Origin of the sequence: Halomonas koreensis, assembly GCF_031451675.1 — a bacterium.
Lineage (GTDB): Bacteria > Pseudomonadota > Gammaproteobacteria > Pseudomonadales > Halomonadaceae > Halomonas > Halomonas koreensis.
Genome location: NZ_JARWAK010000024.1, coordinates 1 through 22,774 on the forward strand (window position 1 = coordinate 1; position 22,774 = coordinate 22,774).

The window sequence follows — 22,774 nt, forward strand, 5'->3', positions numbered from 1 at the left end:
CCGCGCCGCCCGCGGTGCGGCGCGGGCCTCGGCGGGCGGCGCCTGGGCCTCGCCGGCGGCCCGCTGGTCGGCCTCGGCCAGCGCCTCGGCGGCCACCGGGGCCTCGCTCTGGCGGGTCACCAGCACCACGTCCAGGCCGCTGCGCTCCGGGGGCGCCGGGGCGAACTGGCGGCTGGCCACCACGCCGATGATCGCCAGGTGCAGCAGCAGCGATACCGTCCAGGCCAGCCAGCGCCGATGGGGGCGCGTGACCGGCGCATAGCGAATCGGATCGTTGACGGGCGCGGCCATGCTGCCCTCCCGATTCAGCCCCGCCGGCGCGTCGCGAGGCGACGCTCGATGGCGTCCATCAGCTGGCCGGCGATGTCGGTGCCGCGCTGGTCGTCGATCTCGCGTACGCAGGTGGGGCTGGTGACGTTGATCTCGGTGATGTAGTCGCCGATGACATCCAGGCCGACGAACATCAGGCCCTTGTCGCGGATCGTCGGCTGGACCCGCTCGATCAGCCAGCGATCCCGGTCGGTGAGTTCGCGGCTGACGCCGCGGCCGCCGGCGGCCAGGTTGCCGCGGGTCTCGCCGGCCAGGGGCACCCGCGCCAGCCCGTAGGGCACCGGCTCGCCGTCGACCAGCAGGATGCGGGTATCGCCGTCCTTGATCTCGGGCAGGTAGCGCTGGGCCATGATCTGGCGGCGGCCGCGCTCGGTGAGCATCTCGATGACCGCGCCCAGGTTGCGGCCGTCGGGCCCCAGGTGGAAGACGCCGTTGCCGCCCATGCCGTCCAGGGGCTTGAGGATGACGTCGCCGTGCTCGGCATGGAAGGCGCGCAGCTCGGCCTCGTCGCAGGCCACCAGGGTCGGGGCGCAGCAATCGGGGAACTGCTGGGCGAACAGCTTCTCGTTGCACTCCAGCAGCGCCCGGGTCGGGTTGACCACCAGCACGCCCTCGCGTTCGGCGAAGCCCAGCAGGTGCACCGCGTCCAGGAAGCGCCCGTCCACCGGCGGATCCTTGCGCATCAGGATGACGTCGAGCTCGGCCAGCGGGCGGCTGGCGGGCGCGCCCAGGGCATACCAGCGCTCGGGATCGCGGAACACCTCGAGGTCGCGGAGCCGGGCGTGGGCGCGGCCGTCGCGCAGGAAGAGGTCCTCCTGCTCCATGTAGTGCAGGGCGGCGCCGCGGTCCTGGGCGGCCCATAGCATGGCCAGGCTGGTGTCCTTCTTGTAGCTGAGGTCGGCGATGGGATCCATCACCACGCCGACCTGGAGGGGGCGTTGGCTCATCGGTCTTCTCGTCGGCGCCGGGCCTTGGCCGGCGGGGAATGATGCCTGGCAGTATGCCGCAGGGCCGCGATGGACTCCAAGGCGCTCACCTGCGGACATCGCCATGGCGCGATGCACCGGCGACAGGGCGGAGCGGGCGGCCTACGCCATGGGTGAGGAGCAGGGCTCCGAACGGGCTGGCCAGGGAAGGCCAGCCCAGGCCCTGCAAGCGCCCGTTGACGGTCCGAGCTCAGTCCTGGCCGCCGCCGGGCGCGAGGCGGATGCCGCCGCGCTCGATGACGATCCGGCGCTGCTTGTAGAGCCGGCCGATGGCCTGCTTGAAGGCGTTCTTGCTGACGCCCAGGCGGGCCTTGATCTCGGCGGCCGGGCTGGCGTCGGCCAGCGGCAGGTAGCCGCCGCTGGCGCGCAGCGCCTTGAGCACCGTCTCGCCCACCACGTCGAGCCGCGCCGCCCCCGGCGGCAACAGCGACAGGTCCAGCCGGCCGTCGTCGCGGACCCGCTTCACGTGCCCTTCCAGGCGCTGGCCGCGGCGCAGCGGCCGGGTCACGTCGTCATGGTAGAGCAGGCCCCAGCAGCGGCCATCCACCACCGCCTTGTAGCCCAGATCGGTCTGGTCGGCGATCACCAGCGCCACGGCATCGCCGGGGGCGAGCCCCTCGGCATGGTCGGACAGGTAGCGATCGAGGCGCTGGCTGGCGAAGGGGCGGCCGCGGTCGTCCTCGCGGATCATCACCAGCACCCGCTTGCCCACGCTGGGCCGGAAGCGCTGCTCGCCGAAGGGCAGCAGCAGGTCCCGGGCATGGCCCCAGTCGAGGAAGGCGCCGGTCTCGTTGACCGTCACCACCGGCAGGTAGGCGACCTCGCCGATGCTGGCCCGCGGCTCGCGGGCGCGGCGCATGGGTTCGCGGCGGGAGTGGGCCGCCCGGGGGGCGGAACGGCGGGCGTCGGACATGATCGAGCTTCCACGGCGGGTGTACCGCCATTATGGGCGCCGCCCCGAGGCGAGGAAAGCCGTCGGCGGCGCCGTTCACAGGTCGCCGAAGCGGTCCTGCAGCAGGCTCAGGGCCACCACCGGGGCGGTCTCGGTGCGCAGGATACGCGGGCCGAGGGTCAGGGCGGCGAAGCCGGCGGCGCCGGCGGCCTCGACCTCGGCGTCGGCGAGGCCGCCCTCGGGGCCGATCAGCAGCGCCGCATCGGCGGGCGCCTCAGCGCGCTCCAGTGCCCCCGGGGTGCCGGGATGCAGCACCAGGCACAGCGCCTCGTCGCGCCCGGCCAGCCACTCGGCCAACGCCACCGGCGGATGCACCGGCGGCAGGGTGGCGCGGCCGCACTGCTCGCAGGCGCTGGCGGCCACCGCCTGCCAGTGGGCGAGCTTCCTGGCCTGGCGCTCGCCCTTGAGGCGCACGTCGCCGTGCTCGGTGTAGAGGGGCGTGATCTCGGCGACGCCCAGCTCCACCGCCTTCTGGATGGCGTAGTCCATGCGTTCCCCCTTGGAGATCGCCTGGCCCAGGTGCACCGCCAGCGGCGACTCGCCGCGCCCCTCGCGGAGCGCCTCGACGCGGGCCACCACCCGCTTGCGGCCGGCCTCGACCAGCACCGCCTCGGCCTCGACGCCCTCGCCGTCGAAGATCACCAGGGGCGCGCCTTCGCCCAGGCGCAGCACCCGCACCAGGTGTCGGGCGGCGCCCTCGGGCAGCACGACGTCGCCGCCGGCGGCCAGCGCGGCGGCGACATGGATACGCGGAGCCTTCATGGTGCCCTTACTGGGTGGCCTGCTCGCCCTGCTGCTGCGCCTCGCGCTGCTTCTTCTGGGCGTAGATCGCCTCGAAGTTCACCGGCGAAAGCATCAGCGGCGGGAAGCCGCCCCGGTTGACCAGGTTGTCGATGCATTCCCGGGCATAGGGGAACAGCATGTTGGGGCAGAAGGCGCCCAGGGTGTGGTCGAGCTGGTCGCCCTGGAGGCCGGCGATGCGGAACAGGCCGGCCTGCTCGATCTCGGCCAGGAAGGAGGTCGTGCCTTCCTCGCTGTGGGTCACCTGGGCGGTGACCTTGATCACCACCTCGAAGAGGTCGTCGCCGACCTGCTGGTGGGTGGTGTTGAGGTCCAGGCCGACCTTGGGCTTGAACGGCTGCTGGAACACCGCCGGCGAGTTCGGCGCCTCGAAGGAGATGTCCTTGACGTAGATGCGCTGCAGGGCGAACTGCACCTGGGGCTTGTCCTGCTGGCCGGTCGCCTGGCCGTTGGCGCCGCCGCTCGGGTTGTTGTCTTCCGCCATGGAAGGGAATCCTCTGGTGGTTGGATGAGAAGGGGCGCGGGTCACTTCTTGACCAGCGGCAGGCCGTCCGCCTGCCACTGGGTCATGCCGCCCTTGAGCTTGAAGGCGCGCTCGAAGCCGGCCTTGGTGAGCTTGGCCAGGGCCGCGCCGGAGCTCTGGCCGTGCTTGCAGACCACGATGATCGGCTGGCTCTTGAACTTCTCGAGCTCGCCCATGCGCTCGTCGAGGCGGCTCTGGGGAATGTTGCGGGCGCCGGCGATATGGCCCGCCTTGAAGTCGTTCTTGTCGCGAATGTCGAGCACCACGGCGTCCTCGCGATTGACCAGCTGGGTGGCCTCGCCGGCGGTCACGCCGCTGGCGCTGCTGTTGCGGATCTCGTAGGCGATCCAGGCAACCAGTACCAGCAGGAAGGCGCCCACCAGCAGCGGATGGTTCTGCACGAATTCGAACAGCTGATCGATCATGGCTCGGAATGACTCTTTTTCGGGTGCACGGTGAACGTCGCCGGCCCGGGCCGGCGGCGCCCCAGTATACATGATGCCGCGGCACCGCCGAGGGCGGCGCGATATGACGCCCGACGCGACCGTGCGATATGATGCCGCATGCAGATGCAAGTCGCGACCCCGCCGATGGCCCGGACGCGCCGTGGCGGCATCGCCCCCCAACGACGAGGCTTCGACCCATGACCGACTCTTCGACCCCGACGCCCCGCCCGGTGGCGCTGATCATCCTCGACGGCTATGGCCACAACCCGGATCCCGCCGACAATGCCATCCAGGCGGCGCGGACCCCGGTGATGGATCGCCTCTGGGAGACCCGCCCCCACGCCCTGGTGCATACCGACGGTCGTTACGTGGGGCTGCCGGACGGCCAGATGGGCAACTCGGAGGTCGGCCACATGAACCTGGGCGCCGGCCGCGTCGTCTACCAGGACTTCACCCGCATCACCAAGGCCGTCGAGGACGGCGAGCTGGCGCGCAACGCCACCCTCACCGCGCCCCTGGACGCCGCCGCCGGGGCCGGCCGCGCCGTGCACCTGCTGGGGCTGCTGTCGCCGGGCGGCGTGCACAGCCACGAGGACCACCTGCTGGCCATGGCCGAGCTGGCGGCCAGCCGGGGCGCGACGCGCATCTACGTGCACGCCTTCCTCGACGGCCGCGACACCCCCCCGCAGAGCGCCCGCGCCTCCCTCGAGCGCACCAATGCCCGGCTCGCCGAGCTGGTGGGCGCCGAGAACGGCTACGTGGCCTCGCTGATCGGCCGCTACTACGCCATGGATCGCGACAACCGCTGGGACCGCGTCGAGCAGGCCTACCGCCTGATCGTCGAGGGCGTCGCCGAGCACAGCGCCCGCAGCGCCGAGGCCGGCCTGGACGCCGCCTACGCCCGGGGCGAGACCGACGAGTTCGTCGCCGCCACCGCCGTGCTCGACGACCAGGGGCCAGTGCGCATGGCGGACGGCGATGCCGCCATCTTCCTGAACTTCCGCGCCGACCGCGCCCGGGAGCTGACCCGGGCCTTCGCCGAGGACGACTTCGCCGGCTTCGCGCGCAGGGTGCGGCCGGCGCTGGCCGGCGACGGCCTGGTCACCATGACCCAGTACGCCGCCGACATCCCGGCGCCGGCCGCCTTCCCGCCGGCCGAGCTGCCCAACACCCTGGGCGAGGTGATGGAAAGTCGCGGCCTGACCCAGCTGCGCATCGCCGAGACCGAGAAGTACGCCCACGTGACCTTCTTCTTCTCCGGCGGCCGCGAGGCCGAGTACCGGGGTGAGACCCGGGTGCTGGTGCCCTCGCCCCAGGACGTCAGGACCTACGACGAGAAGCCGGAGATGAGCGCCGTGGAGGTCACCGACCGCCTGGTGGACGCCATCGCCTCCGGCGAGCACGACCTGATCGTCTGCAACTACGCCAACGGCGACATGGTCGGCCATACCGGCGACTTCGACGCCGCGGTGCGGGCCATCGAGACCGTCGACGCCTGCGTGGGCCGCGTGGTCGAGGCCATCGAGGGGGCCGGCGGCGCCTGCCTGATCACCGCCGACCACGGCAATGCCGAGCAGATGATCCATCCCGACACCGGCGCCGCCCAGACCGCCCACACCACCTTCGACGTGCCGCTGATCTACGTCGGCGAGCGCCCCTGGCGCCTGGCCCCGGACGGCCGGCTGTGCGACATCGCCCCGACCCTGCTGACGCTGATGGATCAGCCGGTGCCCGAGGAGATGACCGGCCGGGTGCTGATCGAGGCGTGAGCCGCCGTCCGCGCCTCGCCCGGTGGGCGGTGCCGCTGCTGGGCCTCGCCCTGGCCGGCGGCGCCGCCGCGGCGGACGACGCGCGCCAGGCCCGGGCCCGGCTGGACGCCATCGGCGAGCGCATCGAGGCGGTGACCGCGGACCTCGCCGCCACCCGCGACGCCCGGGACGAGGCCGGCGAGGCCCTGCGCGAGATCGAGACCGCCCTGGCCGAGACCCACGCCCGCCTGGACGCCATCCAGGCGCAGCGCCGGACCCTGCGCCGCGAGATCGCCGCGCTGGAGGAGCGGCGGGCGACCCTGGAGGCCGAACGCCGCGACCAGCGCGCCGCCCTCGCGGAGCAGCTCGCGGCCCTCTACCGGCTGGGCCTGACGCCGCAGCTCAAGCTGCTGCTCAACCAGGACGACCCCGCCCGCCTGGATCGCCTGCAGACCTATCTCAACCGCCTGGCCGAGGCGCGCCATGCCCGGCTCGACGCACTGGCGCGGCTGGACGCCGAGCTGGCCGACAACCGCCGGGCGCTGGACCGCCGTGGCGAACGCCTGGCGACGCTGTCCGAGCGGCTCGAGCGGCGCAGCGCCGAGCTGGCCGACCGGGTGGCCCGGCGCGAGGCGCTGGTCGCCGAGCTGGAGGATCGCTACGCCAGCGAGCAGGCCCGCCTGGCGGACCTCGACCAGGATCGCGCCCACGCCGAGCGGGTGCTGCGCCAGGTGCAGTCGCGGCTGGCCCGGCTCCAGCGGCCGCCGCCCTCCACCGAGATCGAGGCCACCCGGGGCGAGCTGCCCTGGCCGGTGCAGGGCAAGGTGACCTCGGGGTTCGGCGGCGGCGACGGCGTGCACCGCAACGGCCTGGTGATCCGCGCCGCCGAGGGCCGCGAGGTGACGGCCGTCCACGCCGGCCGAGTGGTCTTCGCCGACTGGATGCGCGGCTTCGGCAACCTGCTGATCGTCGATCACGGCGACGGCGTGATGACGCTGCACGCCCACCTGCAGCGCTTCTCGGCGCGCGTCGGCCAGGCGGTCGCCCGGGGCGATCCCCTGGGCCGGGTCGGCGCCACCGGCGGCCAGCCCCGGCCGGGGCTCTACTTCGAGGTGCGCCGGGGTGGTGATCCCATCGATCCCCGCGGCTGGATCGCCCGCCGCTGAGGGCTCGCCGCAAGCGCCGCTATTCCATTAGCGACCGCGGCCACGCTATGCTGGGCGCTCACCTCCGTGACACCGTGAGAGCCCCATGCCCCTGAGCCCCGCCGGCCCGTTCGCCCTGCGGCGGCGCCTGATATCGGCGCTGCTGCCGGTCGCCCTGCTGACCCTTCCGCTGTCCGCCCCGGCCCAGCCCGAGCCGGCCCCGCCGGCCGACGCCCTGCCGGTGGCCGAGATCCAGGCCTTCGCCGAGGTGTTCGAGCGCATCAAGCGGGCCTATGTCGAGGAGGTCGACGACGCCACCCTGCTGCGCAATGCCATGCGCGGCATGCTCAGCGAGCTCGACCCCCACTCGACCTTCCTCGACGCCGAGGCCTATCGCAGCCTGCAGGAATCCACCCAGGGCGAGTTCGGCGGCGTGGGCATCGAGGTCGGCAAGCGCGACGGCCAGCTCACCGTGATCACCCCCATCGACGACACCCCGGCCTCCCGCGCCGGCCTGCAGGCTCGGGACGTGATCCTGCGCATCGACGACACCCCCACCGAGGGGCTGTCGCTGCAGGAGGCCGTGGACCTGATGCGCGGCGAGCCCGGCACCGAGATCGGCCTGACGCTGATGCGCCAGGGCGAGACCGCGCCCCGCCGCGTCACCATCGAGCGCGAGATCATCCGCACCCAGAGCGTCAAGCAGGAGATCCTGGCGCCGGGCTTCGGCTACCTGCGGGTCAGCCAGTTCCAGACCCGCACCGGCGAGCAGGTCGTCGAGGCCCTGGACGCGCTGCGCGGCGAGGACGGCCCCCTCAAGGGGCTGGTGCTGGACCTGCGCAACAACCCCGGCGGGGTGCTCCAGGCGGCGGTGGACGTGGCCGACGCCTTCCTCGACGACGGCCTGATCGTCTACACCGAGGGCCGGCTGGCGGACAGCGCGATGCGCTTCTCGGCCGGCGAGGCGACCGCCGCCCCCGAGGTGCCGCTGGTGGTGCTGATCAACGGCGGCAGCGCCTCGGCGGCGGAGATCGTCGCCGGCGCCCTGCAGGACCAGCGCCGCGGCGTGGTGATGGGCACCGAGAGCTTCGGCAAGGGCTCGGTCCAGCAGATCATGCCGCTGGGCGACGACGAGGCGCTGAAGCTGACCACCGCCCGCTACTTCACGCCCGGCGGGCGCTCCATCCAGGCTCAGGGCATCGCCCCGGACGTGGAGGTGGTGCGCGGCCGCCTCGAGATCGCCGAGGGCAACGGCCTGCGCGTGCGCGAGGCCGACCTGGAGGGCCACCTGGCGGGCGACGGCGAGGAGGAAGCGAGCGGCGAGACCAGCCCGCGGCTGCGCGACGACTACCAGCTCGGCGAGGCGCTGAACCTGCTCAAGGCGCTGGACGTGCTCGGCCGGCGGAACGCAGCCGAGACCCAAGACGAGGAAGAGGGCGACGCCGGCGGGGCCTGACCCGCCGGCGCCGGCTCAGCGGCAGGAGGCGGGCAGCCGCCCGCGCCGCCCCGCGGCCTGCTGCATCAGCAGCCGCTTGAGGGGCGACAGGCGGTCGACCCCGCGCATGCCCAGGTTGCGCGCCAGGGTGATGGCCGGGTGGCGGGTCCCGAACAGCAGCCGGAAGCCGTCCATCAGCTTGAGCATGGCGGCGTTGTCGCCGCGGCGGCGCCGCGCGTAGCGGGCCAGGCAGGCCTCGTCGCCCGGCGCGATCCCCCGCCGCCGAGCCGCCAGCAGCTCCTCGGCCAGCACCGCCGCGTCCATCAGCCCCAGGTTGACCCCCTGGCCGGCCAGGGGATGGATGCTGTGGGCGGCATCCCCCACCAGCGCCAGCCCCGGCAGCACGTAGCGCTCGGCGTGGCGCTGGGTCAGCGGCACCGCCTGGGCGCGATCGACCACCGTCACCGCCCCCAGGCGGCTCGCGAAGGCGGCCTCCAGGGCCTCGCCCAGGGCCTCGGCGGAAAGCGCGCAGAGCCGCTCGGCCTCCGCCGGGGGCGTCGACCAGACGATGGAGCAGTAGCGGGCGTCGCCGTCCACGGTCAGCGGCAGGAAGGCCAGCGGGCCGTCGGCCAGGAAGGCCTGGCGGGCCACCCCGCCGTGGGGACGCTCGGTGCGCACCGTGGTCACCACCGCCGCATGGCCGGTGTCGTGCGCCGAGACGCCGATGCCGGCCAGCTCGCGCAGTGGCGAGCGGGCGCCGTCGGCGGCCACCACCAGCGGCGCGGCCAGGCGCTCGCCATCCTCCAGCACCACCGCGCGGCCCGCCGCCGCGGCCTCCAGGCCGGCGACCCGGGCGCCGAAGCGCCGGCGCACCCCGGGCAGGGCGGCCAGCCGCGCCTCCAGGGCGGCCACCACCACGTCGTTCTCGACGATGTGCCCCAGCACCGGCAGCCCCGCCTCCTCGGCGGAGAAGCGCACCTCGCCGGTGCCCTCGGCGTCCCACACCGCCATGCCCCGATAGGGGGTGACCCGGCGCGCCTGCATGTCGGGCCAGGCCCCGATGCCGTCGAGCAGCCGCCGCGACACCGGCGTCAGGGCGCTGACCCGCGGCGCGGGCCGGCCGCGCCCGGCGGCCTCGTCGTCCAGCGGCGCCGGCCGGGCATCCACCAGGGTCACCGCCATGCCGGCCTCGCCCAGCAGGCAGGCCAGGGTGGCCCCGACCATGCCGCCGCCGACGATGATCGCCTCGCCGCCGTCCGTGGTCGCCTCGTGCATGTCGCGCTCCTCCTCGTGTCGGTTCATCGCTGGACTCCCATGGCACGCCGCGCCAGGGTCCGGCGCAGCGGCCCCAGCAGGTTGAGCCCCACCAGCCCCGCCGCCCGGGCATGGGACAGCAGGGCGCTGTCCAGGCCGAACAGCCGCACCAGGCCGTCGCTGAAGCGGATGACGTCGTGGCGATCGCCGCCGCGCCGGGCCTCGAAGTCGGCCAGGACGGCGGCGCTGCCGGGCGCATCGCCCCGCTCGAGCCCGGCCTCCAGGGCGCCGACCAGGTCCATCACCCCGCGCAGCGCCAGGTTGAAGCCCTGGCCGGCCACCGGGTGCAGCGCATGGGCGGCATTGCCCATCACCGCCAGGCCCGGCCGGGTGGTCTCCTTGGCGGTGACCAGCGACAGCGGATAGGCATGGCGCCGCCCCACCCGCCGGAAACGGCCGGCGCGGTCGCCGAAGGCCGCCTGCAGCCGGGCCAGGAAGTCGCCGTCGGAGAGCGCCAGCCGCGGCGCCTCGTGACCCGCCTCGTGGGTCCAGACCAGCTCCATGGCCTGCCCCTTGAGGGGCAGCAGGGCGATGGGGCCGTCGGCGGTGAAGCGCTCGTAGGCCCAGCCGCGGTGGGGCCGGTCCATCTCGACGCTGGCGATCAGGGCGACCTGGTCGTAGGGCCGCGCCTCGCTCTCGATGCCCAGGCGCTCCTTGAGCCCGGAGCGCCCGCCGTCGGCCAGCACCGTCAGCCCCGCCTCGAGCCGGGCGCCGTCGGACAGGGTCAGGCGGTGGCCGCCGGCCGCCGGCTGGATGGTCTCCACCCGCGCCGGGCAGTGCCACTCCAGGGGCAGCTCGGCGAGGCGCCGGTGCAGCACGCGCCCCATCCAGGCATTGGGGATCACCTGGCCCAGCGCTTCGCTGCCCAGTTCCTCCGCCCGCAGCCGGGTGGCCCCCAGCCGTCCCCGTTCGCTGACGTGGATACGCCGGATGGGGGCGGCCTGCTCGGCCAGGGCCTCCCACAGCCCCAGGCCGCGGAAGTGGCCCACCGAGCCCGCGGCGATGGCGCTGGCCCGGGCGTCGAAGCTCGGCTGCCAGGGGGCGTCCAGGTCCGACGGCAGGGGGGCGGCCTCGATAACCGCCACGCTGAGCCCCCGCTCGCGGATCAGCGGCGCCAGGGCGCAGCCCAGGCTGGCCCCGACCAGGCCGCCGCCGATGATGGCGATATCCACGCGCGGCGGGGTCGCCCCCTCGGGCGTCTCGCTCATGGCAGGCTCCTCTCATTCATAACGTAAATTACGTAACATGACTCTCGACGGGATGGCCGGCGATCATTCCTTGACCATCAGGGCCTCGATATCGGCCACCCGCTTGGGCACGTCGGCGCTGAGCACCTCGTGCCCCTGCGGCGTCACCGACACGTCGTCCTCGATCCGTATCCCCAGGCCCCGATAGGCCGCGGGCAGGTCCGCCTCGTCGGGCACATAGAGCCCCGGCTCGACGGTCAGCACCATGCCCGGGCGCAGGGGGCGCGGCTGTCCCGCCCGCCGATAGCCGCCGACATCGTGCACGTCGAGGCCCAGCCAGTGGGAGGTGGCGTGGGGATAGAAGCGCCGGCAGGCGCCGGCCTCCAGGCAGGCGTCGAGCTCGCCGGCCAGCAGCCCCAGCTCGATCAGGCCGGCGGTGAGCTCCCGCACCGCCAGGCGATGCAGGTCCTCCAGGGTGGCGCCGGGGCGCACCGCCTCGATGACCCGCGCCTGGGCGCGCAGCACCACCTCGTAGAGGGCCCGCTGCGGGGGCGAGAAGCGGCCGCCGACCGGAAAGGTGCGGGAGACGTCGCCGGCGTAGAGGTCGAACTCGGCGCCGGCGTCGATCAGCACCAGGTCGCCGTCGGCCAGGACGGCGGCATTGTCGATGTAGTGCAGCACACGGGCGTTGGCCCCGCCAGCGACGATGCTGGCGTAGGCCGGGCCGCTGGCGCCCTGCCAGCGGAACTCGTGCTCCAGTTCCGCCTGGAGCTGGTACTCGGCCCGGCCGGGGCGCGCCGCCGCCATGGCCCGTCGGTGAGCCCGGGCGGAGATGGCGCCGGCATGGCGCAGCAGCGCCAGCTCGGCCTCGCTCTTGATCAGCCGCTGCTCGTGGATGGCTCCCGAGATATCGGCGAAGGACAGCGGCGCCCGGGCGTCCCGACGCCCGCCGGCCACCAGGTCGGCACGGATGCGCTCGGCCAGGCGCAGGGCGCCGGCGTCGTCCAGCGGCAGGTGGAGGCTGTCCCGGCCGTCGAGCAGCTCGGCCAGCCGCGTGTCGCGCTCGGCGTTGGGAAAGGCCTGATCGCCGCCATGCTCGCGCAGGGCGCCGTCGGTGCCCAGCCGGCGGCCGGTCCAGGTCTCCATCTCGGGATCCCGATCCTGGCAGAACAGCACGCACTCCCCGGCCTCGCGTCCGGGGAGCAGCAGCAACAGCGCATCGGGCTCGGGGAAGCCGGTCAGGTAGTGAAAGTCGCTGTCCTGGCGAAACGGATGCTCGCTGTCCCGGGAGCGGGTGACCAGCGAGGCCCCCGGGAGCAGCACGGCCGCGTCCGGGGGCAGGCCGGCCATCAGCCGGGCGCGGCGCTCGCGGTACTCGGCATTGGCGATAGGGGCGGGGCGGGGCAGGGTCTCGATCGGCATGGCGCCTCCTGGCGGTCGCGCCGCGGGCCGAACCCGCGGCGCGAGGCGCCTCAGTGCTTGGGCTGAGACTCGGGATCCTCGACCTGCTCCACCTGGGGCTGGCTCGGGTGCTGCTCGGTGTAGAGCAGCATGGCGGCCATCCGGGCGTGTTCGGTCAGGGCGAAGAGGTCGTTCTCGTTCTCGGGGCTGTCGTCGAGGTCGGTCTCGATGGCGGCGAGGCCCGCGAGGTCGTCGATGGCCTCGCGCAGCGCCTCGGACCAGGCCTTGCGGGGCGCATCGCCGGCTTCCTCGACGACCTCCATGAAGCCCAGGGTCCAGTCCTTGAGCCCCTGAGCCCGCTCGGCGAGCGAGAACAGGTCGTCGGGCAGCAGCGGCTCGTAGCTCATCTCGCTGGCCGACAGAGCCTCCAGGGTCTGGCGGCGCCAGCCCAGCAGCCGCTCGGCGGCGGGCTCGTCACGCGGCTGCTCCACGCCGAGGCCGAGGCAGACCATCTCCAGCCAGGCCTCGGCGCTGAGGTCGTGCAGGGCCAGGGCGGCGCACAGGCGCCCGTCGAGGAAGGCCGGCGACTGCATGCTGCCATGCAGCAGGAAGGTGTCGGCGATGTCGGCGAAATCCTGGCGTTCGTTGATCAGTGACATGGGACCATCCGGTGCGGGAGCCGTTTGCGCGCGTTGACCGCCCGCAAACGGCTCTCTTATAGTGGCTTGACGTACGTTTCCCCCACGATGTTAACGCATCGGGCCCCCATGGCGCGCACCCCTCTCCGCCCGGGCCCGGCCGGAGTACTCCATGACCGACGCCTCGCGGCCCACCACCGAGATCACCCTGCTGGAGCGCCAGTACGTCATCGCCTGCCCGCCGGAGGAGCAGGCCGCGCTGGAGCGTGCCGCCCGCTACCTGGATCGGGCCATGCAGGGCATCCATGCCCAGGGCAAGGTGGTCGACCGGGAGAAGATCGCCATCATGGCGGCCCTGAACATCGCCCACGAACTGCTCGAGACCCAGGACGAGCGCCGCGCCGGCGAGCGCAGCCTCGGCGAGCTGAGCGCGCGCCTCGAGCGCGCCCTGGCCGACGCCCCGTCACGCTGAGGATTCTTCGCTTTGGCCGAGGGCTCGGCTCTGCTAGGATGAGGACGTTCCCTGGGGTGTTCGCCAGTCGTTATCGTCCCTCGAGCCTATGCGCAGTACCCAGGGGGCCAACAGCTAGCCGGACCCGTGTGCATGTCCGCGCGACGGAAAGCCTGACGGTTCGGCTGCGGCCACCCACCTTGAACCACAGGGTTCAAGGGCCAGAACGACAGCGGCACTCTGGGGAACTCCATCCGACATGACCCACATGCAGGATACCGCCGCCCGAGACGACGCCCGACGCGCCCTGCGTCGCGACCTGCGACGTCGTCGCCGACAGCTGAGCGCCCGCCAGCAGCGCGAGGCCGCACGGCGCCTGGGCCGCCACCTGAGACGGCTGCCCGAGGTCCAGCGGGCCAGGCATGTGGCCCTCTACCTGCCCAACGACGGCGAGATCGACCCGACCCCGCTGATTCCCTGGCTGCGCGCCCGCGGCGCCCGCGTCTACCTGCCGGTGTTGCGACCGCTGTCCCGCAACGCCCTGTGGTTCGTCCGCTACCATCGCGACACCCCCATGACGACCAACCGCTTCGGCATCCCCGAGCCCTGCACCCGCCACGGCGCCCATCGCGCCCGGCGCCGGCCGGCCTGGTCCCTGGACCTGATCCTGATGCCGCTGGTGGGCTTCGACGACGCCGGCCAGCGCATCGGCATGGGCGGCGGCTTCTACGACCGCACCCTGGCCTTCACCCGCGGCGCCGGCCCGCGCCCCCGGCTGGTCGGCCTGGCCCACGACGTCCAGCGCGTCGAGCGCCTGCCGGTGGCGCCCTGGGACGTGCCGCTGGACGCCATCGCCAGCGACCGGGGCGTCTTGCGGCCCTGACCCGACGGGAAGCGCCCCGCCGCCCCATGCATGCCCGACATGAAAAAGCGGCCGATGCCGGGGGCATCGACCGCTTTTCCGGGGATCCGTCGCGGGAGCGGGATCAGCTCCCCGCCAGCGCCTGGGCATAGCCGGTGGCGACGACCCCGAGACCGAAGATCAGCACCAGTGTCATGACCAGGTCGGGCTTGCGCTTCATGTCGTCGACTCCCTTCGATAACCTTGGTGACGCGCCCGGGGGCTCCGGGGCAAGAACGAACGCCTGTATGTCTCGACTATACGGGGTCGCCGGCGACGCAAAATGCCCATTTGGGCGCATGAACGCTGTTTCTTAGCCGCTTACGGCTCGGGCCAGGCGAGCTGCGGCCGGCGGCCCCCAAGCGACGCCACAGCCTAGCGAAAGCCTCCGGGCATGACAAGGGAGGCGACGCCAGGCGCCGCCCGTGGCCTGAAGCGGCGCGCAAGCGAGCATTCACTCGCGCACCCCGGGAGATCAGGCCATGAAGAGCCGATAGGCGGGATTGTCCGACTCCTTCCAGTAGCGATAGCCGATATCATCGAAGTACTCCTCCACGTGGCTACGGTCGTCGCCCGGCACCTGCATGCCCACCAGCACCCGGCCATAGGCGGCACCGTGGTTGCGATAGTGGAACAGCGAGATGTTCCAGTCCTGGGGCAGGTGGGTGAGGAAGTTCATCAGCGCGCCGGGGCGCTCGGGGAACTCGAAGCGGTAGACCTCCTCGGCGAAGCGCTCCTGGGGCCTGCCGCCGCCCAGGTGGCGGATATGCAGCTTGGCCAGCTCGTTGTCGGTGAGGTCCTCCACCGGATAGCCGGCGCCGCGCAGCTTGTCGATCACCGCCTGGCGGTCGTCGCCGCCGGGCTTGACCTGCACGCCGACGAAGATGTGCGCCTGCCGGGGATCGGCGTAGCGATAGCCGAACTCGGTGACCATGCGCTTGCCGATGGTGCGGCAGAACTTCTTGAAGCTGCCCGGCTTCTCGGGGATGGTCACCGCCAGGATCGCCTCGCGCTGCTCGCCGAGCTCGGTGCGCTCGGCGATGTGCTGCAGCCGGTCGAAGTTGGTATTGGCCCCGGAGTTGATGCACACCAGGGTCTCGCCGCTGGCGCCGGTCTGCTGGATGTACTTCTTGAGGCCGGCCAGCGACAGGGCCCCGGAGGTCTCGGAGACCGCGCGGGTGTCCTCGAAGATGTCCTTGACCGCGGCGCACATCTCGTCGGTATTGACGGTGATGACGTCGTCCACCAGGCCCTGCATCACGGCGAAGGGGGCCTCGCCGATCTGCGAGACGGCCACGCCCTCGGCGAAGACCCCGACCTGCGCCAGGGTCACCCGCTCGCCGCCGTCCAGGGCGGCCTTGAGGCAGGCGCTGTCCTCGGACTCCACGCCGATGACCTTGATCTCGGGGCGCAGGTACTTGACGTAGGCGGCCACGCCGGCGATCAGCCCGCCGCCGCCCACCGGCACGAAGATGGCATCCAGGCGGCCGGGGGTCTGGCGCAGGATCTCCACGGCGACGGTGCCCTGGCCGGCGATGACGTCGATGTCGTCGAAGGGCGGGATATAGGTATAGCCGTGTTCCTCGATCAGCTCCCGGGCGTGGGCGGCGGCCTCGGCGAAGGCGTCACCCTTGAGCACCACCTTGGCGCCCCGCGCCCGCACCGCGGCGACCTTGATCTCGGGGGTGATACGCGGCATCACGATGACCGCCTTGACGCCCATCTGCCTGGCCGCCAGGGCCAGCCCCTGGGCATGGTTGCCCGCCGAGGCGGCGATCACGCCCTTGGCCTTCTGCTCGTCGCTGAGCTGGGCCATCTTGTTGTAGGCGCCGCGAATCTTGAAGGAGTGGACCGGCTGGAGGTCCTCGCGCTTGATCAGGATCTGGTTGTTGAACCGGCGGGAGAGGAAGGGGGCCGGCGAGATCGGCGTTTCCCGGGCGGCCTCGTAGACCCGGGCCTGGAGAATCTTCTTGACGGTGGCTTCGAGCATCCTGATATCCCGATGAGTGGCGCGAGAGCGCCGCATGACGCGGCGAGAAGGGAACCCCTATTGGTAGCATCCCCGCCGGCGCGGCGTCCAGCACGGCGCCGGCCCATGGCCTATAATGGCGCGGCATTCGACACCCTCCAGCAAAGCGAGCAGGACATGACTCAGGACGAACTCAAGGATGCCGTGGCCGCCGCCGCCCTCGACGAGATCCGCCCCCTCCTCGGCAACCAGGTGGTGATCGGCGTCGGCACCGGCTCCACCGCCGATCGCTTCATCGACAAGCTGGCCGCGCTGCGCGGCGACTTCCGCGGCGCCGTGGCCAGCTCCGAGGCCAGCGCCGAACGCCTGCGCGGCCACGGCATCGACGTCTTCGAGCTCAACGAGGTGGGCACCGTGCCCGTCTACGTCGACGGCGCCGACGAAGTGAACGCTCACCTTCAGATGATCAAGGGTGGCGGCGCGGCCCTGACCCGGGAGAAGATCGTCGCCGCCTGCGCCGACCGCTTCGTGTGCATCGCCGACGCCTCCAAGAAGGTCGAGCGGCTGGGCGACTTCCCGCTGCCGGTGGAGGTGATCCCCATGGCGCGTTCCTACGTGGCCCGGGAGCTGGTCAAGCTGGGCGCCGACCCGGTGTATCGCCAGGGCGTGGTCACCGACAACGGCAACCAGATCCTCGATTGCTTCGAGTTCATGATCGACGACCCGGCGGCCATGGAGGCCCGGCTCAACGCCATCGTCGGGGTGGTGACCAACGGCCTGTTCGCCGCCCGCGGCGCCGACGTGCTGCTGCTGGGCACCGACCAGGGCGTACAGCGGCTGACGCCCGAGCCGAGCGGCGAGTAAGCACTCACCCCGCGGGAAGAAGCCGGTCGAGGCCTTCCAGCGTGCGCGCCAGGGCACCGCGGTTGGCCTCGACCACCGCCCGTCCGGCGGCGGCGAGCCGGCGGCGCTCGTCGGCGTCGTCGACCAGGCGCGCCAGCGCCGCCGCCAGGGCGTCGGCCTCGGCGACCTCCACCAGCGCCTGCCGCTCGCGCAGCGCCTCGGCGACATCGGCGAAGTTGGCCAGCGCCGGGCCGGTCAGCACCGGCACGCCCAGGGCGGCCGGCTCGAGCAGGTTGTGCCCGCCCACCGGCACCAGGCTGCCGCCGACGAAGGCCAGGTCCGCGGCGCCGTAGAGGACGCCGAGCTCGCCCATGGTATCGCCCAGGTAGACCGCCGTGCCGGCCTGCGGTCGCTCCCCCGCGGAACGCCGCACCGTCGCCATCCCGGATTCCCGGCACAGCTCGGCCACCGCCTCGAAGCGCCGCGGATGGCGGGGCACCAGGATCAGCAGCGCCGCCGGGTGCGTCTCGCGCAGCCGGGCATGGGCGGCCAGCACCGCCTCGTCCTCGCCCTCGTGGGTGGAGCCCGCCACCCACACCGGCCGCCCGCCGAGCGCGGCGCGCAAGCGCTCGCTCGCCTCGCGGGCCGCCGGGTCGACGCCGATATCGAACTTCAGCGAGCCGGTGATCTCGATGGCCGCCGGCGCCATGCCCAGCGCCCGGAAGCGCTCGGCGTCGGCCTCGGACTTGGCGCCCAGCCAGCGCACATGGGACAGCGCCTCGGCCATCAACGGCCCCAGCCGCCGGTAGCCGCGGAAGGCCCGCGGCGACAACCGGCCGTTGACCACCGCCACCGGCACGCCGCGCGCCGCGCAGGCGGCCAGCAGGTTGGGCCACAGCTCGGTCTCGAAGACGATCGCCAGCTCGGGGCGCAGCCGCCGCAGGAAACGGCGCGCCGCCCCGGCGAAGTCCAGGGGCACGAAGTGATGGCTCACTTCGGCCGCCTCCGCCTCGCCCAGCAGGCGTTCGGCGATGGCGGCGGCGCGCTCGGCGCCGGTGGCGGTCATGGTGGTGAGCACCAGGCGATGAGCGGGATAGGCGCGAGCCAGGGCCTCGATCAGCGGCCGGGCGGCCTGGACCTCGCCCACCGAGGCGCAGTGCAGCCACAGGGTCCGCGCGCCCGCCGGCGAGGGCGGGATGCGGCCCAGGCGCTCACCACGAGGGTGGCCGGGGAGCCGCTCCCGCCACACCCGCCGCCAGATCAGCGGCGCGAGCGCCAGCAGGGCCGCGGAGTAGCCGCGCCGCACCCAGGGATGCCCGGCCATCAGGCTTCGCGATCGAGGATGGTGGAGATCATCGCCGTGGTCGAGACGCCGTCCTCGAAGCCCAGCACGCGGACCTCGCCGCCGGCGGCCCGCACCGCCTCGCCGCCGGCGATCTGCTCGGGGCGATAGTCGCCGCCCTTGACCAGGACGTCGGGCAGCACCGCCTCGATCAGCCGCTGGGGGGTGTCCTCGGCGAAGGGCACGACCCAGTCCACGGCGCCCAGGCCGGCGAGCACCTGCATGCGCCGCGCCAGCGGATTGATCGGCCGCGTGGGGCCCTTGAGGCGGCCGATGGAAGCGTCGTCGTTGACCGCCACGATCAGCCGGTCGCCGAGCCGGCGGGCATGCTCCAGGTAGGCCACGTGGCCGGCGTGCAGGATGTCGAAGCAGCCGTTGGTCATCACCACCCGCTCGCCGCGCGCCTGGGCGGCGCGCACCGCCTCGATCAGCGGCGCCTCGCCGATGACCCCGAACTCGGCCAGCTTGTCGCCGTGCAGGGCGGTGTAGAGTTCGGCGATGGAGAGGGTGGCGGTGCCCGGCTTGGCGACCACCAGGCCCGCGGCCAGGTTGGCCAGGGTCATGGCCTCGGGGAAGCCGTGGCCGGCGGCCAGCGCCAGGCCCAGCACGCCGATCACGGTGTCGCCGGCGCCGGTGACGTCGAAGACCTCACGGGCGCGAGTGGGCAGGTGCAGCGGCTCGTGGCCCTCGCGGATCAGGGTCATGCCCTTCTCGCTGCGGGTGATCAGCAGCGCCTCGAGCTCCAGCTCGGCGCGCAGCGCCTCGCCGCGCTCGGCCAGGGTGGCGTCGTCGGGGCAGGGGCCGGCCACCGCCTCGAACTCGGCCAGGTTGGGGGTGATCAGGCTGGCGCCGCGATACTTGCGGAAGTCGCCGCCCTTGGGATCCACCAGCACCCGCTTGCCGGCCTCGCGTCCCCGTCGAATCAGCCCCTCGACGTCGGCCAGGGTGCCCTTGCCGTAGTCAGAGAGGATCACCAGGTCGGCCTCGCCCAGCGCCGCCTCGACCCGGGCGGCCAGGGGCGCGGTGTCCACCTCGCCGAGCCCTTCCTCGAAGTCGAGGCGGATCAGCTGCTGGTTGCGGCTCATCACCCGCAGCTTGGTGATCGTCGGCACCTCGGCGCTGCGCGCGAAGTGAGTGCTCACCCCGGCATCCTCGAGACGGCGGGTCAGCAGGTCGGCGTTGGCGTCGTCGCCGACCAGGCCCGCCAGGGCCGCCCGGGCCCCCAGGGAGGCGATGTTGAGCGCCACGTTGGCGGCGCCGCCGGGGCGGTCCTCCGCTTCCTCGACCCGCACCACGGGCACCGGCGCCTCCGGGGAGATGCGCGAGGTGCCGCCGTGGAAGTAGCGGTCGAGCATCACGTCGCCTACCACCAGCAGGCGCGAGTGCTCGAGGGCGGTCAGATCAAGCTTCATCGGAAGACTCCCTTTCCTTGCGGGACGAGGCGACGGTCAGCACCGCCTCGAGGTGGCGGATGACGTCGTCGGCATGGATCAGCGACATGGCGTCGGGATGGCGGACCCGCTGTCCCCAGGGCAGGGCCTCGGGCTCCTTGTGCAGGAAGTGACGGACCGCGTCCGGATAGCGGTCGATGACGTGCTCGCGCCAGCAATAGGGGGCGGCGCGGTCCGGGTTGGTGGTGGCATAGAGGCCCACCACCGGGGTGTCCAGGGCGTTGGCCATGTGCACCGGCCCCGAGTCCGGGGCCACCACCGCCCGAGCCCCGTCGATCAGCGCCAGCAGGCCCTTCAGCGAGCTGCCGCCGATGGCGTCGATCACCGAGCCGGGCTGGGACAGCGCCTGGATGCGGCTGCCCATCTCGCGCTCCTGGGTGCTGCCGCCGCCGGTGAGCACCGTCTTCAGGCCGTGCTGGACCCAGGCGTGCTCGACCACGCTGGCATAGCCCTCCGCCGACCAGTTGCGGAAGTTGCGCAGTCGGGGGTTGGCGCAGGGGCTCATCAGCACGTAGGGGGCCTCGCCGGTGAGCGCCGCGGCCTCCTCGCGGGCGGCGTCGGGGATCGGCAGATCCCAGGCCAGCGACAGGTCCTCGACGCCCATCAGCCGGGCGAAGTCCAGGAAGGACTCCAGCACGTGGGCGCGGGGGTGCGGGGCCAGCTGGCGATGGGTGAACCAGTGCTGGGCGTCCTTGGCGCGGGCCTTGTCGTAGCCCACCCGCACGTCCGCCTTGAGCCCCAGGGAGAGCACGCTGGCGCGCAGCGCCTGCTGCATGTGCAGCAGGACGTCGAAGCGGGTGTCCGCCAGCTGGCGCCACAGCGCACGCATCCCCGCCAGGCCCGAGGCCTTGTCGTAGACGACGAACTCGACCCCCGAGAGGCCGGCCAGTAGACTGTGCTCGCCCTTGCCGATGATCCAGGTGATGCGCGCCTCGGGCCATTGGCGCTGCAGGGCGCGGACCGTCGGCACCAGGTTGCAGACATCGCCCAGGGCGGACAGGCGCAGCACGCCGATGTGGGCGGGGCTGGCGGGCAGAGGATGCTTCATGCGATTGGCAACGTTTCGAACGGGAAAGGTTTTCATTTTATATGATGCGGACAGTTTATGTGACGCCGATGGGGCGCCACAAATCGGCCCATCGACCTTCGATCCCGACCATTGGCGCCGCCAGGCGCGCGTCACCGGCGAGGCGCCCGGCCGCGGCGCCAGCCTGTTCCTCGACGCCGGCGCGGCCGAGTGGGTGCTGCGCCCCTACCGGCGCGGCGGCCTGGTCGCCCGGCTCAGCGCCTCGCGCTACCTGTGGACCGGCGCCGAGCGCAGCCGTGCCTTCCGCGAGCTGCGCCTGACCGCCCACCTCTTCGCCCAGGGGCTGCCGGTGCCCCGCCCGGTGGCGGCCGCCGTCTTTCGTGACGGGATCGCCTACGAGGCCGCCCTGATCACCCAACGCCTGCCCGGGGCCCGGGCGCTGGCCGAGCGCCTGGCGGACGGCACCGCCGACGCGGCCCTGCTGCGCCGGGTCGGCCGTGTCGTGCGCCGCTTCCACGACGCCGGCCTCGACCACGTGGACCTCAACGCCCGCAACCTGCTGGTCGATGCCGACGACCGGGTGTGGCTGATCGACCTCGATCGCTGCCGGCTCCGCGCGCCCGGCAAATGGCAGGCCGCCAACCTCGAGCGGCTGGCCCGCTCGCTGGCCAGGTTCGACGCCGCCTCCGCCATGGGGGCGATCCGCGAGGGCTACGCGCCCGCCTCCGCCTGACCCGCGTATTCGCCCACCAGCGCCTCGACATGCCGCGCCAGGGTGAAGTCTGCCCGCACCCGCGCCCGGCCGGCCGCCCCGAGCCGCTCGCGCAGCGCCTCGTCCGCCACCAGCTCGGCCAGGGCGACGGCCCAGGCCTCGGGATCCTCGGGGTCGGCCAGCCGGCCGGTGGCGGCATCGACGGTCTCGGGCAGGGCGCCGCTGTTCGAGCCGACCACCGGCCGGCCGGCGGCCATGGCCTCGATCGCGGTCAGGCCGAAGGCCTCGTTGCGCGACGGCACGCAGACGATGTCGAGCGCCTGCAGGCAGCGCGGCAGGTCGCCGCGGAAGCCGGCGAAGGTGACGCGCTCGCCGAGTCCCAGGGCGGCGACCCGCCGGCGCAGCTCGGCCACGAAGGCCTCGTTGCTGCCTTCGCCCGCCGTGAGCCCGCCGATCAGCACCCCATGCCAGGCCAGGTCGGGCCGCATTTCGGCCAACCCGGCCAGCGCCTCGATCCAGACCCGCTGGCCCTTGCCAGGGGTCAACCGCCCCGGCAGGCCGATGGCCACGGCCCCCTGGGGCACGCCCAGTTCGGCGCGCAGCGTCGCGCGCTCGGCATCGCCGGGAGCCTCGAGATAGGGGGCGGGATCGAGCCCCAGGTAGAGCCGGCGAATGCGCGCGGCGGGCAAGGGGAAGGCGCGGAGGTTGCGGGCCCGGGTCGTCTCGCTGATCGAGAACACCCGCGTCACCCGGCCATAGGCCCAGCGATGATAGGGATCGCGCTTGGGCCGGGTGACGCCCATGTGGTCGGTGAAGAACAGTCGCAGCCCCGGCCGCAGGGTGGCGAGCAGGGCCCCCAGGCGCAGATCGCTGGACTTGTGGCAGTGCACGACGCCGATGTCATGGGCCTTCAGGTAGGCCAGGATGCGCCCGACCCGCCACAGGGCCTGGCCGCGCGACGCCACCGTCAACGGCGCGATGCCGGCTTCGGCGAGGCTCGCCGCCACCCGGGAGCCGGCCAGCGCCAGGCCGTGGGCCTCCCACCCCTGGCGGGCCAGCTCGGGTATAATCCGGGCAGGATACATTTCCAGTCCGCCCCAGCCGTCCGAGAGGCAGAGCTGCATGACCTTGGGTCTCAAGGCATCCTCCATTGCGGTATCGGGGCTCGGGAG

The 22,774-nt window shown here is 73.1% G+C and carries 22 protein-coding genes and 1 other RNA gene; 8 read left to right on the forward strand and 15 right to left on the reverse strand.

Annotated features, from left to right (window positions below; genetic code table 11):
* The 6 genes from QC818_RS17725 to QC818_RS17750 form a co-directional block, all read right to left on the reverse strand.
* On the reverse strand, positions 1-291 hold a 291-nt coding region (locus tag QC818_RS17725), incomplete at its 3' end, for a hypothetical protein (RefSeq protein WP_309654198.1).
* A 14-nt stretch (positions 292-305) separates the two neighbouring features.
* Positions 306-1,277: a glutathione synthase gene (gene gshB / locus QC818_RS17730; RefSeq protein WP_309654199.1), complete on the reverse strand. Its 972-nt coding sequence runs from the start codon at positions 1,275-1,277 to the stop codon at positions 306-308.
* Positions 1,278-1,506: 229 nt separating this feature from the next.
* Positions 1,507-2,175: a CvfB family protein gene (locus QC818_RS17735; RefSeq protein WP_309654225.1), complete on the reverse strand. Its 669-nt coding sequence runs from the start codon at positions 2,173-2,175 to the stop codon at positions 1,507-1,509.
* Between the two features lie 129 nt (positions 2,176-2,304).
* Positions 2,305-3,030, reverse strand: coding sequence for a 16S rRNA (uracil(1498)-N(3))-methyltransferase (locus QC818_RS17740; protein WP_309654200.1), 726 nt, complete (start codon positions 3,028-3,030; stop codon positions 2,305-2,307).
* Positions 3,031-3,037: 7 nt separating this feature from the next.
* Positions 3,038-3,553, reverse strand: coding sequence for a protein-export chaperone SecB (secB, locus tag QC818_RS17745; protein WP_309654201.1), 516 nt, complete (start codon positions 3,551-3,553; stop codon positions 3,038-3,040).
* A 41-nt stretch (positions 3,554-3,594) separates the two neighbouring features.
* A complete protein-coding gene (locus QC818_RS17750; RefSeq protein WP_309654202.1) occupies positions 3,595-4,017 on the reverse strand; it encodes a rhodanese-like domain-containing protein in 423 nt (140 codons plus the stop codon).
* A gap of 218 nt (positions 4,018-4,235) precedes the next feature.
* Between QC818_RS17750 and gpmI the strand changes: the two genes are divergently transcribed.
* The 3 genes from gpmI to QC818_RS17765 all read left to right on the forward strand — a co-directional run bounded on the left by gpmI (position 4,236) and on the right by QC818_RS17765 (position 8,387).
* A complete protein-coding gene (gpmI, locus tag QC818_RS17755; protein ID WP_309654203.1) occupies positions 4,236-5,807 on the forward strand; it encodes a 2,3-bisphosphoglycerate-independent phosphoglycerate mutase in 1,572 nt (523 codons plus the stop codon).
* Positions 5,804-6,952: a murein hydrolase activator EnvC family protein gene (locus QC818_RS17760; RefSeq protein WP_374710104.1), complete on the forward strand. Its 1,149-nt coding sequence runs from the start codon at positions 5,804-5,806 to the stop codon at positions 6,950-6,952. The genes gpmI and QC818_RS17760 overlap by 4 nt, the downstream gene beginning before the upstream one ends.
* 85 nt (positions 6,953-7,037) lie before the next feature.
* On the forward strand, positions 7,038-8,387 hold the full coding sequence (locus tag QC818_RS17765; protein WP_309654204.1) for a S41 family peptidase: 1,350 nt from the start codon (positions 7,038-7,040) through the stop codon (positions 8,385-8,387).
* Positions 8,388-8,402: 15 nt separating this feature from the next.
* Here the strand turns inward: QC818_RS17765 and QC818_RS17770 are convergent, their stop codons facing one another.
* The 4 genes from QC818_RS17770 to QC818_RS17785 all read right to left on the reverse strand — a co-directional run bounded on the left by QC818_RS17770 (position 8,403) and on the right by QC818_RS17785 (position 12,927).
* Positions 8,403-9,668: a UbiH/UbiF/VisC/COQ6 family ubiquinone biosynthesis hydroxylase gene (locus QC818_RS17770; RefSeq protein ID WP_309654205.1), complete on the reverse strand. Its 1,266-nt coding sequence runs from the start codon at positions 9,666-9,668 to the stop codon at positions 8,403-8,405.
* Positions 9,665-10,888 carry a 2-octaprenyl-6-methoxyphenyl hydroxylase gene (gene ubiH, locus QC818_RS17775; protein ID WP_309654206.1) on the reverse strand — a complete coding sequence of 408 codons (1,224 nt, stop codon included), beginning with the start codon at positions 10,886-10,888 and terminating at the stop codon, positions 9,665-9,667. Before ubiH ends, QC818_RS17770 begins: the two co-directional genes overlap by 4 nt.
* 63 nt (positions 10,889-10,951) lie before the next feature.
* Positions 10,952-12,289 carry an aminopeptidase P N-terminal domain-containing protein gene (locus QC818_RS17780; protein ID WP_309654207.1) on the reverse strand — a complete coding sequence of 446 codons (1,338 nt, stop codon included), beginning with the start codon at positions 12,287-12,289 and terminating at the stop codon, positions 10,952-10,954.
* Between the two features lie 50 nt (positions 12,290-12,339).
* A complete protein-coding gene (locus tag QC818_RS17785; RefSeq protein ID WP_309654208.1) occupies positions 12,340-12,927 on the reverse strand; it encodes a YecA family protein in 588 nt (195 codons plus the stop codon).
* A 151-nt stretch (positions 12,928-13,078) separates the two neighbouring features.
* Here QC818_RS17785 and QC818_RS17790 point away from each other — a divergent pair, with 151 nt between their 5' ends.
* The 3 genes from QC818_RS17790 (at position 13,079) to QC818_RS17800 (ending at position 14,240) form a co-directional block, all read left to right on the forward strand.
* Positions 13,079-13,378: a cell division protein ZapA gene (locus QC818_RS17790; RefSeq protein ID WP_309654209.1), complete on the forward strand. Its 300-nt coding sequence runs from the start codon at positions 13,079-13,081 to the stop codon at positions 13,376-13,378.
* Positions 13,379-13,423: 45 nt separating this feature from the next.
* Positions 13,424-13,608: non-coding RNA, 6S RNA (gene ssrS, locus QC818_RS17795), on the forward strand.
* Positions 13,609-13,616: 8 nt separating this feature from the next.
* On the forward strand, positions 13,617-14,240 hold the full coding sequence (locus QC818_RS17800) for a 5-formyltetrahydrofolate cyclo-ligase (protein WP_309654210.1): 624 nt from the start codon (positions 13,617-13,619) through the stop codon (positions 14,238-14,240).
* Positions 14,241-14,733: 493 nt separating this feature from the next.
* Here the strand turns inward: QC818_RS17800 and ilvA are convergent, their stop codons facing one another.
* Positions 14,734-16,284: a threonine ammonia-lyase, biosynthetic gene (ilvA, locus tag QC818_RS17805; protein WP_309654211.1), complete on the reverse strand. Its 1,551-nt coding sequence runs from the start codon at positions 16,282-16,284 to the stop codon at positions 14,734-14,736.
* 120 nt (positions 16,285-16,404) lie between these two features.
* Between ilvA and rpiA the strand changes: the two genes are divergently transcribed.
* Positions 16,405-17,091, forward strand: coding sequence for a ribose-5-phosphate isomerase RpiA (rpiA, locus tag QC818_RS17810; protein ID WP_309654212.1), 687 nt, complete (start codon positions 16,405-16,407; stop codon positions 17,089-17,091).
* A gap of 4 nt (positions 17,092-17,095) precedes the next feature.
* Here the strand turns inward: rpiA and waaA are convergent, their stop codons facing one another.
* The 3 genes from waaA to QC818_RS17825 are packed head-to-tail and all read right to left on the reverse strand — an operon-like array spanning position 17,096 to position 20,911.
* Positions 17,096-18,394: a lipid IV(A) 3-deoxy-D-manno-octulosonic acid transferase gene (gene waaA, locus QC818_RS17815; RefSeq protein WP_309654213.1), complete on the reverse strand. Its 1,299-nt coding sequence runs from the start codon at positions 18,392-18,394 to the stop codon at positions 17,096-17,098.
* Positions 18,394-19,824: a bifunctional D-glycero-beta-D-manno-heptose-7-phosphate kinase/D-glycero-beta-D-manno-heptose 1-phosphate adenylyltransferase HldE gene (hldE, locus tag QC818_RS17820; RefSeq protein ID WP_309654214.1), complete on the reverse strand. Its 1,431-nt coding sequence runs from the start codon at positions 19,822-19,824 to the stop codon at positions 18,394-18,396. Before hldE ends, waaA begins: the two co-directional genes overlap by 1 nt.
* A complete protein-coding gene (locus QC818_RS17825) occupies positions 19,814-20,911 on the reverse strand; it encodes a glycosyltransferase family 9 protein (RefSeq protein WP_309654215.1) in 1,098 nt (365 codons plus the stop codon). Before QC818_RS17825 ends, hldE begins: the two co-directional genes overlap by 11 nt.
* Between QC818_RS17825 and QC818_RS17830 the strand changes: the two genes are divergently transcribed.
* On the forward strand, positions 20,910-21,623 hold the full coding sequence (locus QC818_RS17830; RefSeq protein WP_309654216.1) for a 3-deoxy-D-manno-octulosonic acid kinase: 714 nt from the start codon (positions 20,910-20,912) through the stop codon (positions 21,621-21,623). The two genes, QC818_RS17825 and QC818_RS17830, sit on opposite strands and share 2 nt — an antisense overlap.
* Here the strand turns inward: QC818_RS17830 and QC818_RS17835 are convergent.
* Positions 21,602-22,741: a glycosyltransferase family 4 protein gene (locus QC818_RS17835; RefSeq protein ID WP_309654217.1), complete on the reverse strand. Its 1,140-nt coding sequence runs from the start codon at positions 22,739-22,741 to the stop codon at positions 21,602-21,604. The two genes, QC818_RS17830 and QC818_RS17835, sit on opposite strands and share 22 nt — an antisense overlap.
* Positions 22,742-22,774 lie beyond the last annotated feature (33 nt).

Excerpts from the sequence above, each read along its gene's own strand:
- gshB (WP_309654199.1), bottom strand. The coding sequence starts at position 1,277 with ATGAGCCAACGCCCCCTCCAGGTCGGCGTGGTGATGGATCCCATCGCC.
- QC818_RS17735 (WP_309654225.1), bottom strand. The coding sequence starts at position 2,175 with ATGCGCCGCGCCCGCGAGCCGCGGGCCAGCATCGGCGAGGTCGCCTAC.
- QC818_RS17740 (WP_309654200.1), bottom strand. The coding sequence starts at position 3,030 with ATGAAGGCTCCGCGTATCCATGTCGCCGCCGCGCTGGCCGCCGGCGGC.
- secB (WP_309654201.1), bottom strand. The coding sequence starts at position 3,553 with ATGGCGGAAGACAACAACCCGAGCGGCGGCGCCAACGGCCAGGCGACC.
- QC818_RS17750 (WP_309654202.1), bottom strand. The coding sequence starts at position 4,017 with ATGATCGATCAGCTGTTCGAATTCGTGCAGAACCATCCGCTGCTGGTG.
- gpmI (WP_309654203.1), top strand. The coding sequence starts at position 4,236 with ATGACCGACTCTTCGACCCCGACGCCCCGCCCGGTGGCGCTGATCATC.
- QC818_RS17765 (WP_309654204.1), top strand. The coding sequence starts at position 7,038 with ATGCCCCTGAGCCCCGCCGGCCCGTTCGCCCTGCGGCGGCGCCTGATA.
- QC818_RS17770 (WP_309654205.1), bottom strand. The coding sequence starts at position 9,668 with ATGAACCGACACGAGGAGGAGCGCGACATGCACGAGGCGACCACGGAC.
- ubiH (WP_309654206.1), bottom strand. The coding sequence starts at position 10,888 with ATGAGCGAGACGCCCGAGGGGGCGACCCCGCCGCGCGTGGATATCGCC.
- QC818_RS17780 (WP_309654207.1), bottom strand. The coding sequence starts at position 12,289 with ATGCCGATCGAGACCCTGCCCCGCCCCGCCCCTATCGCCAATGCCGAG.
- QC818_RS17785 (WP_309654208.1), bottom strand. The coding sequence starts at position 12,927 with ATGTCACTGATCAACGAACGCCAGGATTTCGCCGACATCGCCGACACC.
- QC818_RS17790 (WP_309654209.1), top strand. The coding sequence starts at position 13,079 with ATGACCGACGCCTCGCGGCCCACCACCGAGATCACCCTGCTGGAGCGC.
- QC818_RS17800 (WP_309654210.1), top strand. The coding sequence starts at position 13,617 with ATGACCCACATGCAGGATACCGCCGCCCGAGACGACGCCCGACGCGCC.
- ilvA (WP_309654211.1), bottom strand. The coding sequence starts at position 16,284 with ATGCGGCGCTCTCGCGCCACTCATCGGGATATCAGGATGCTCGAAGCC.
- rpiA (WP_309654212.1), top strand. The coding sequence starts at position 16,405 with ATGACTCAGGACGAACTCAAGGATGCCGTGGCCGCCGCCGCCCTCGAC.
- waaA (WP_309654213.1), bottom strand. The coding sequence starts at position 18,394 with ATGGCCGGGCATCCCTGGGTGCGGCGCGGCTACTCCGCGGCCCTGCTG.
- hldE (WP_309654214.1), bottom strand. The coding sequence starts at position 19,824 with ATGAAGCTTGATCTGACCGCCCTCGAGCACTCGCGCCTGCTGGTGGTA.
- QC818_RS17830 (WP_309654216.1), top strand. The coding sequence starts at position 20,910 with ATGCGATTGGCAACGTTTCGAACGGGAAAGGTTTTCATTTTATATGAT.
- QC818_RS17825 (WP_309654215.1), bottom strand. The coding sequence starts at position 20,911 with ATGAAGCATCCTCTGCCCGCCAGCCCCGCCCACATCGGCGTGCTGCGC.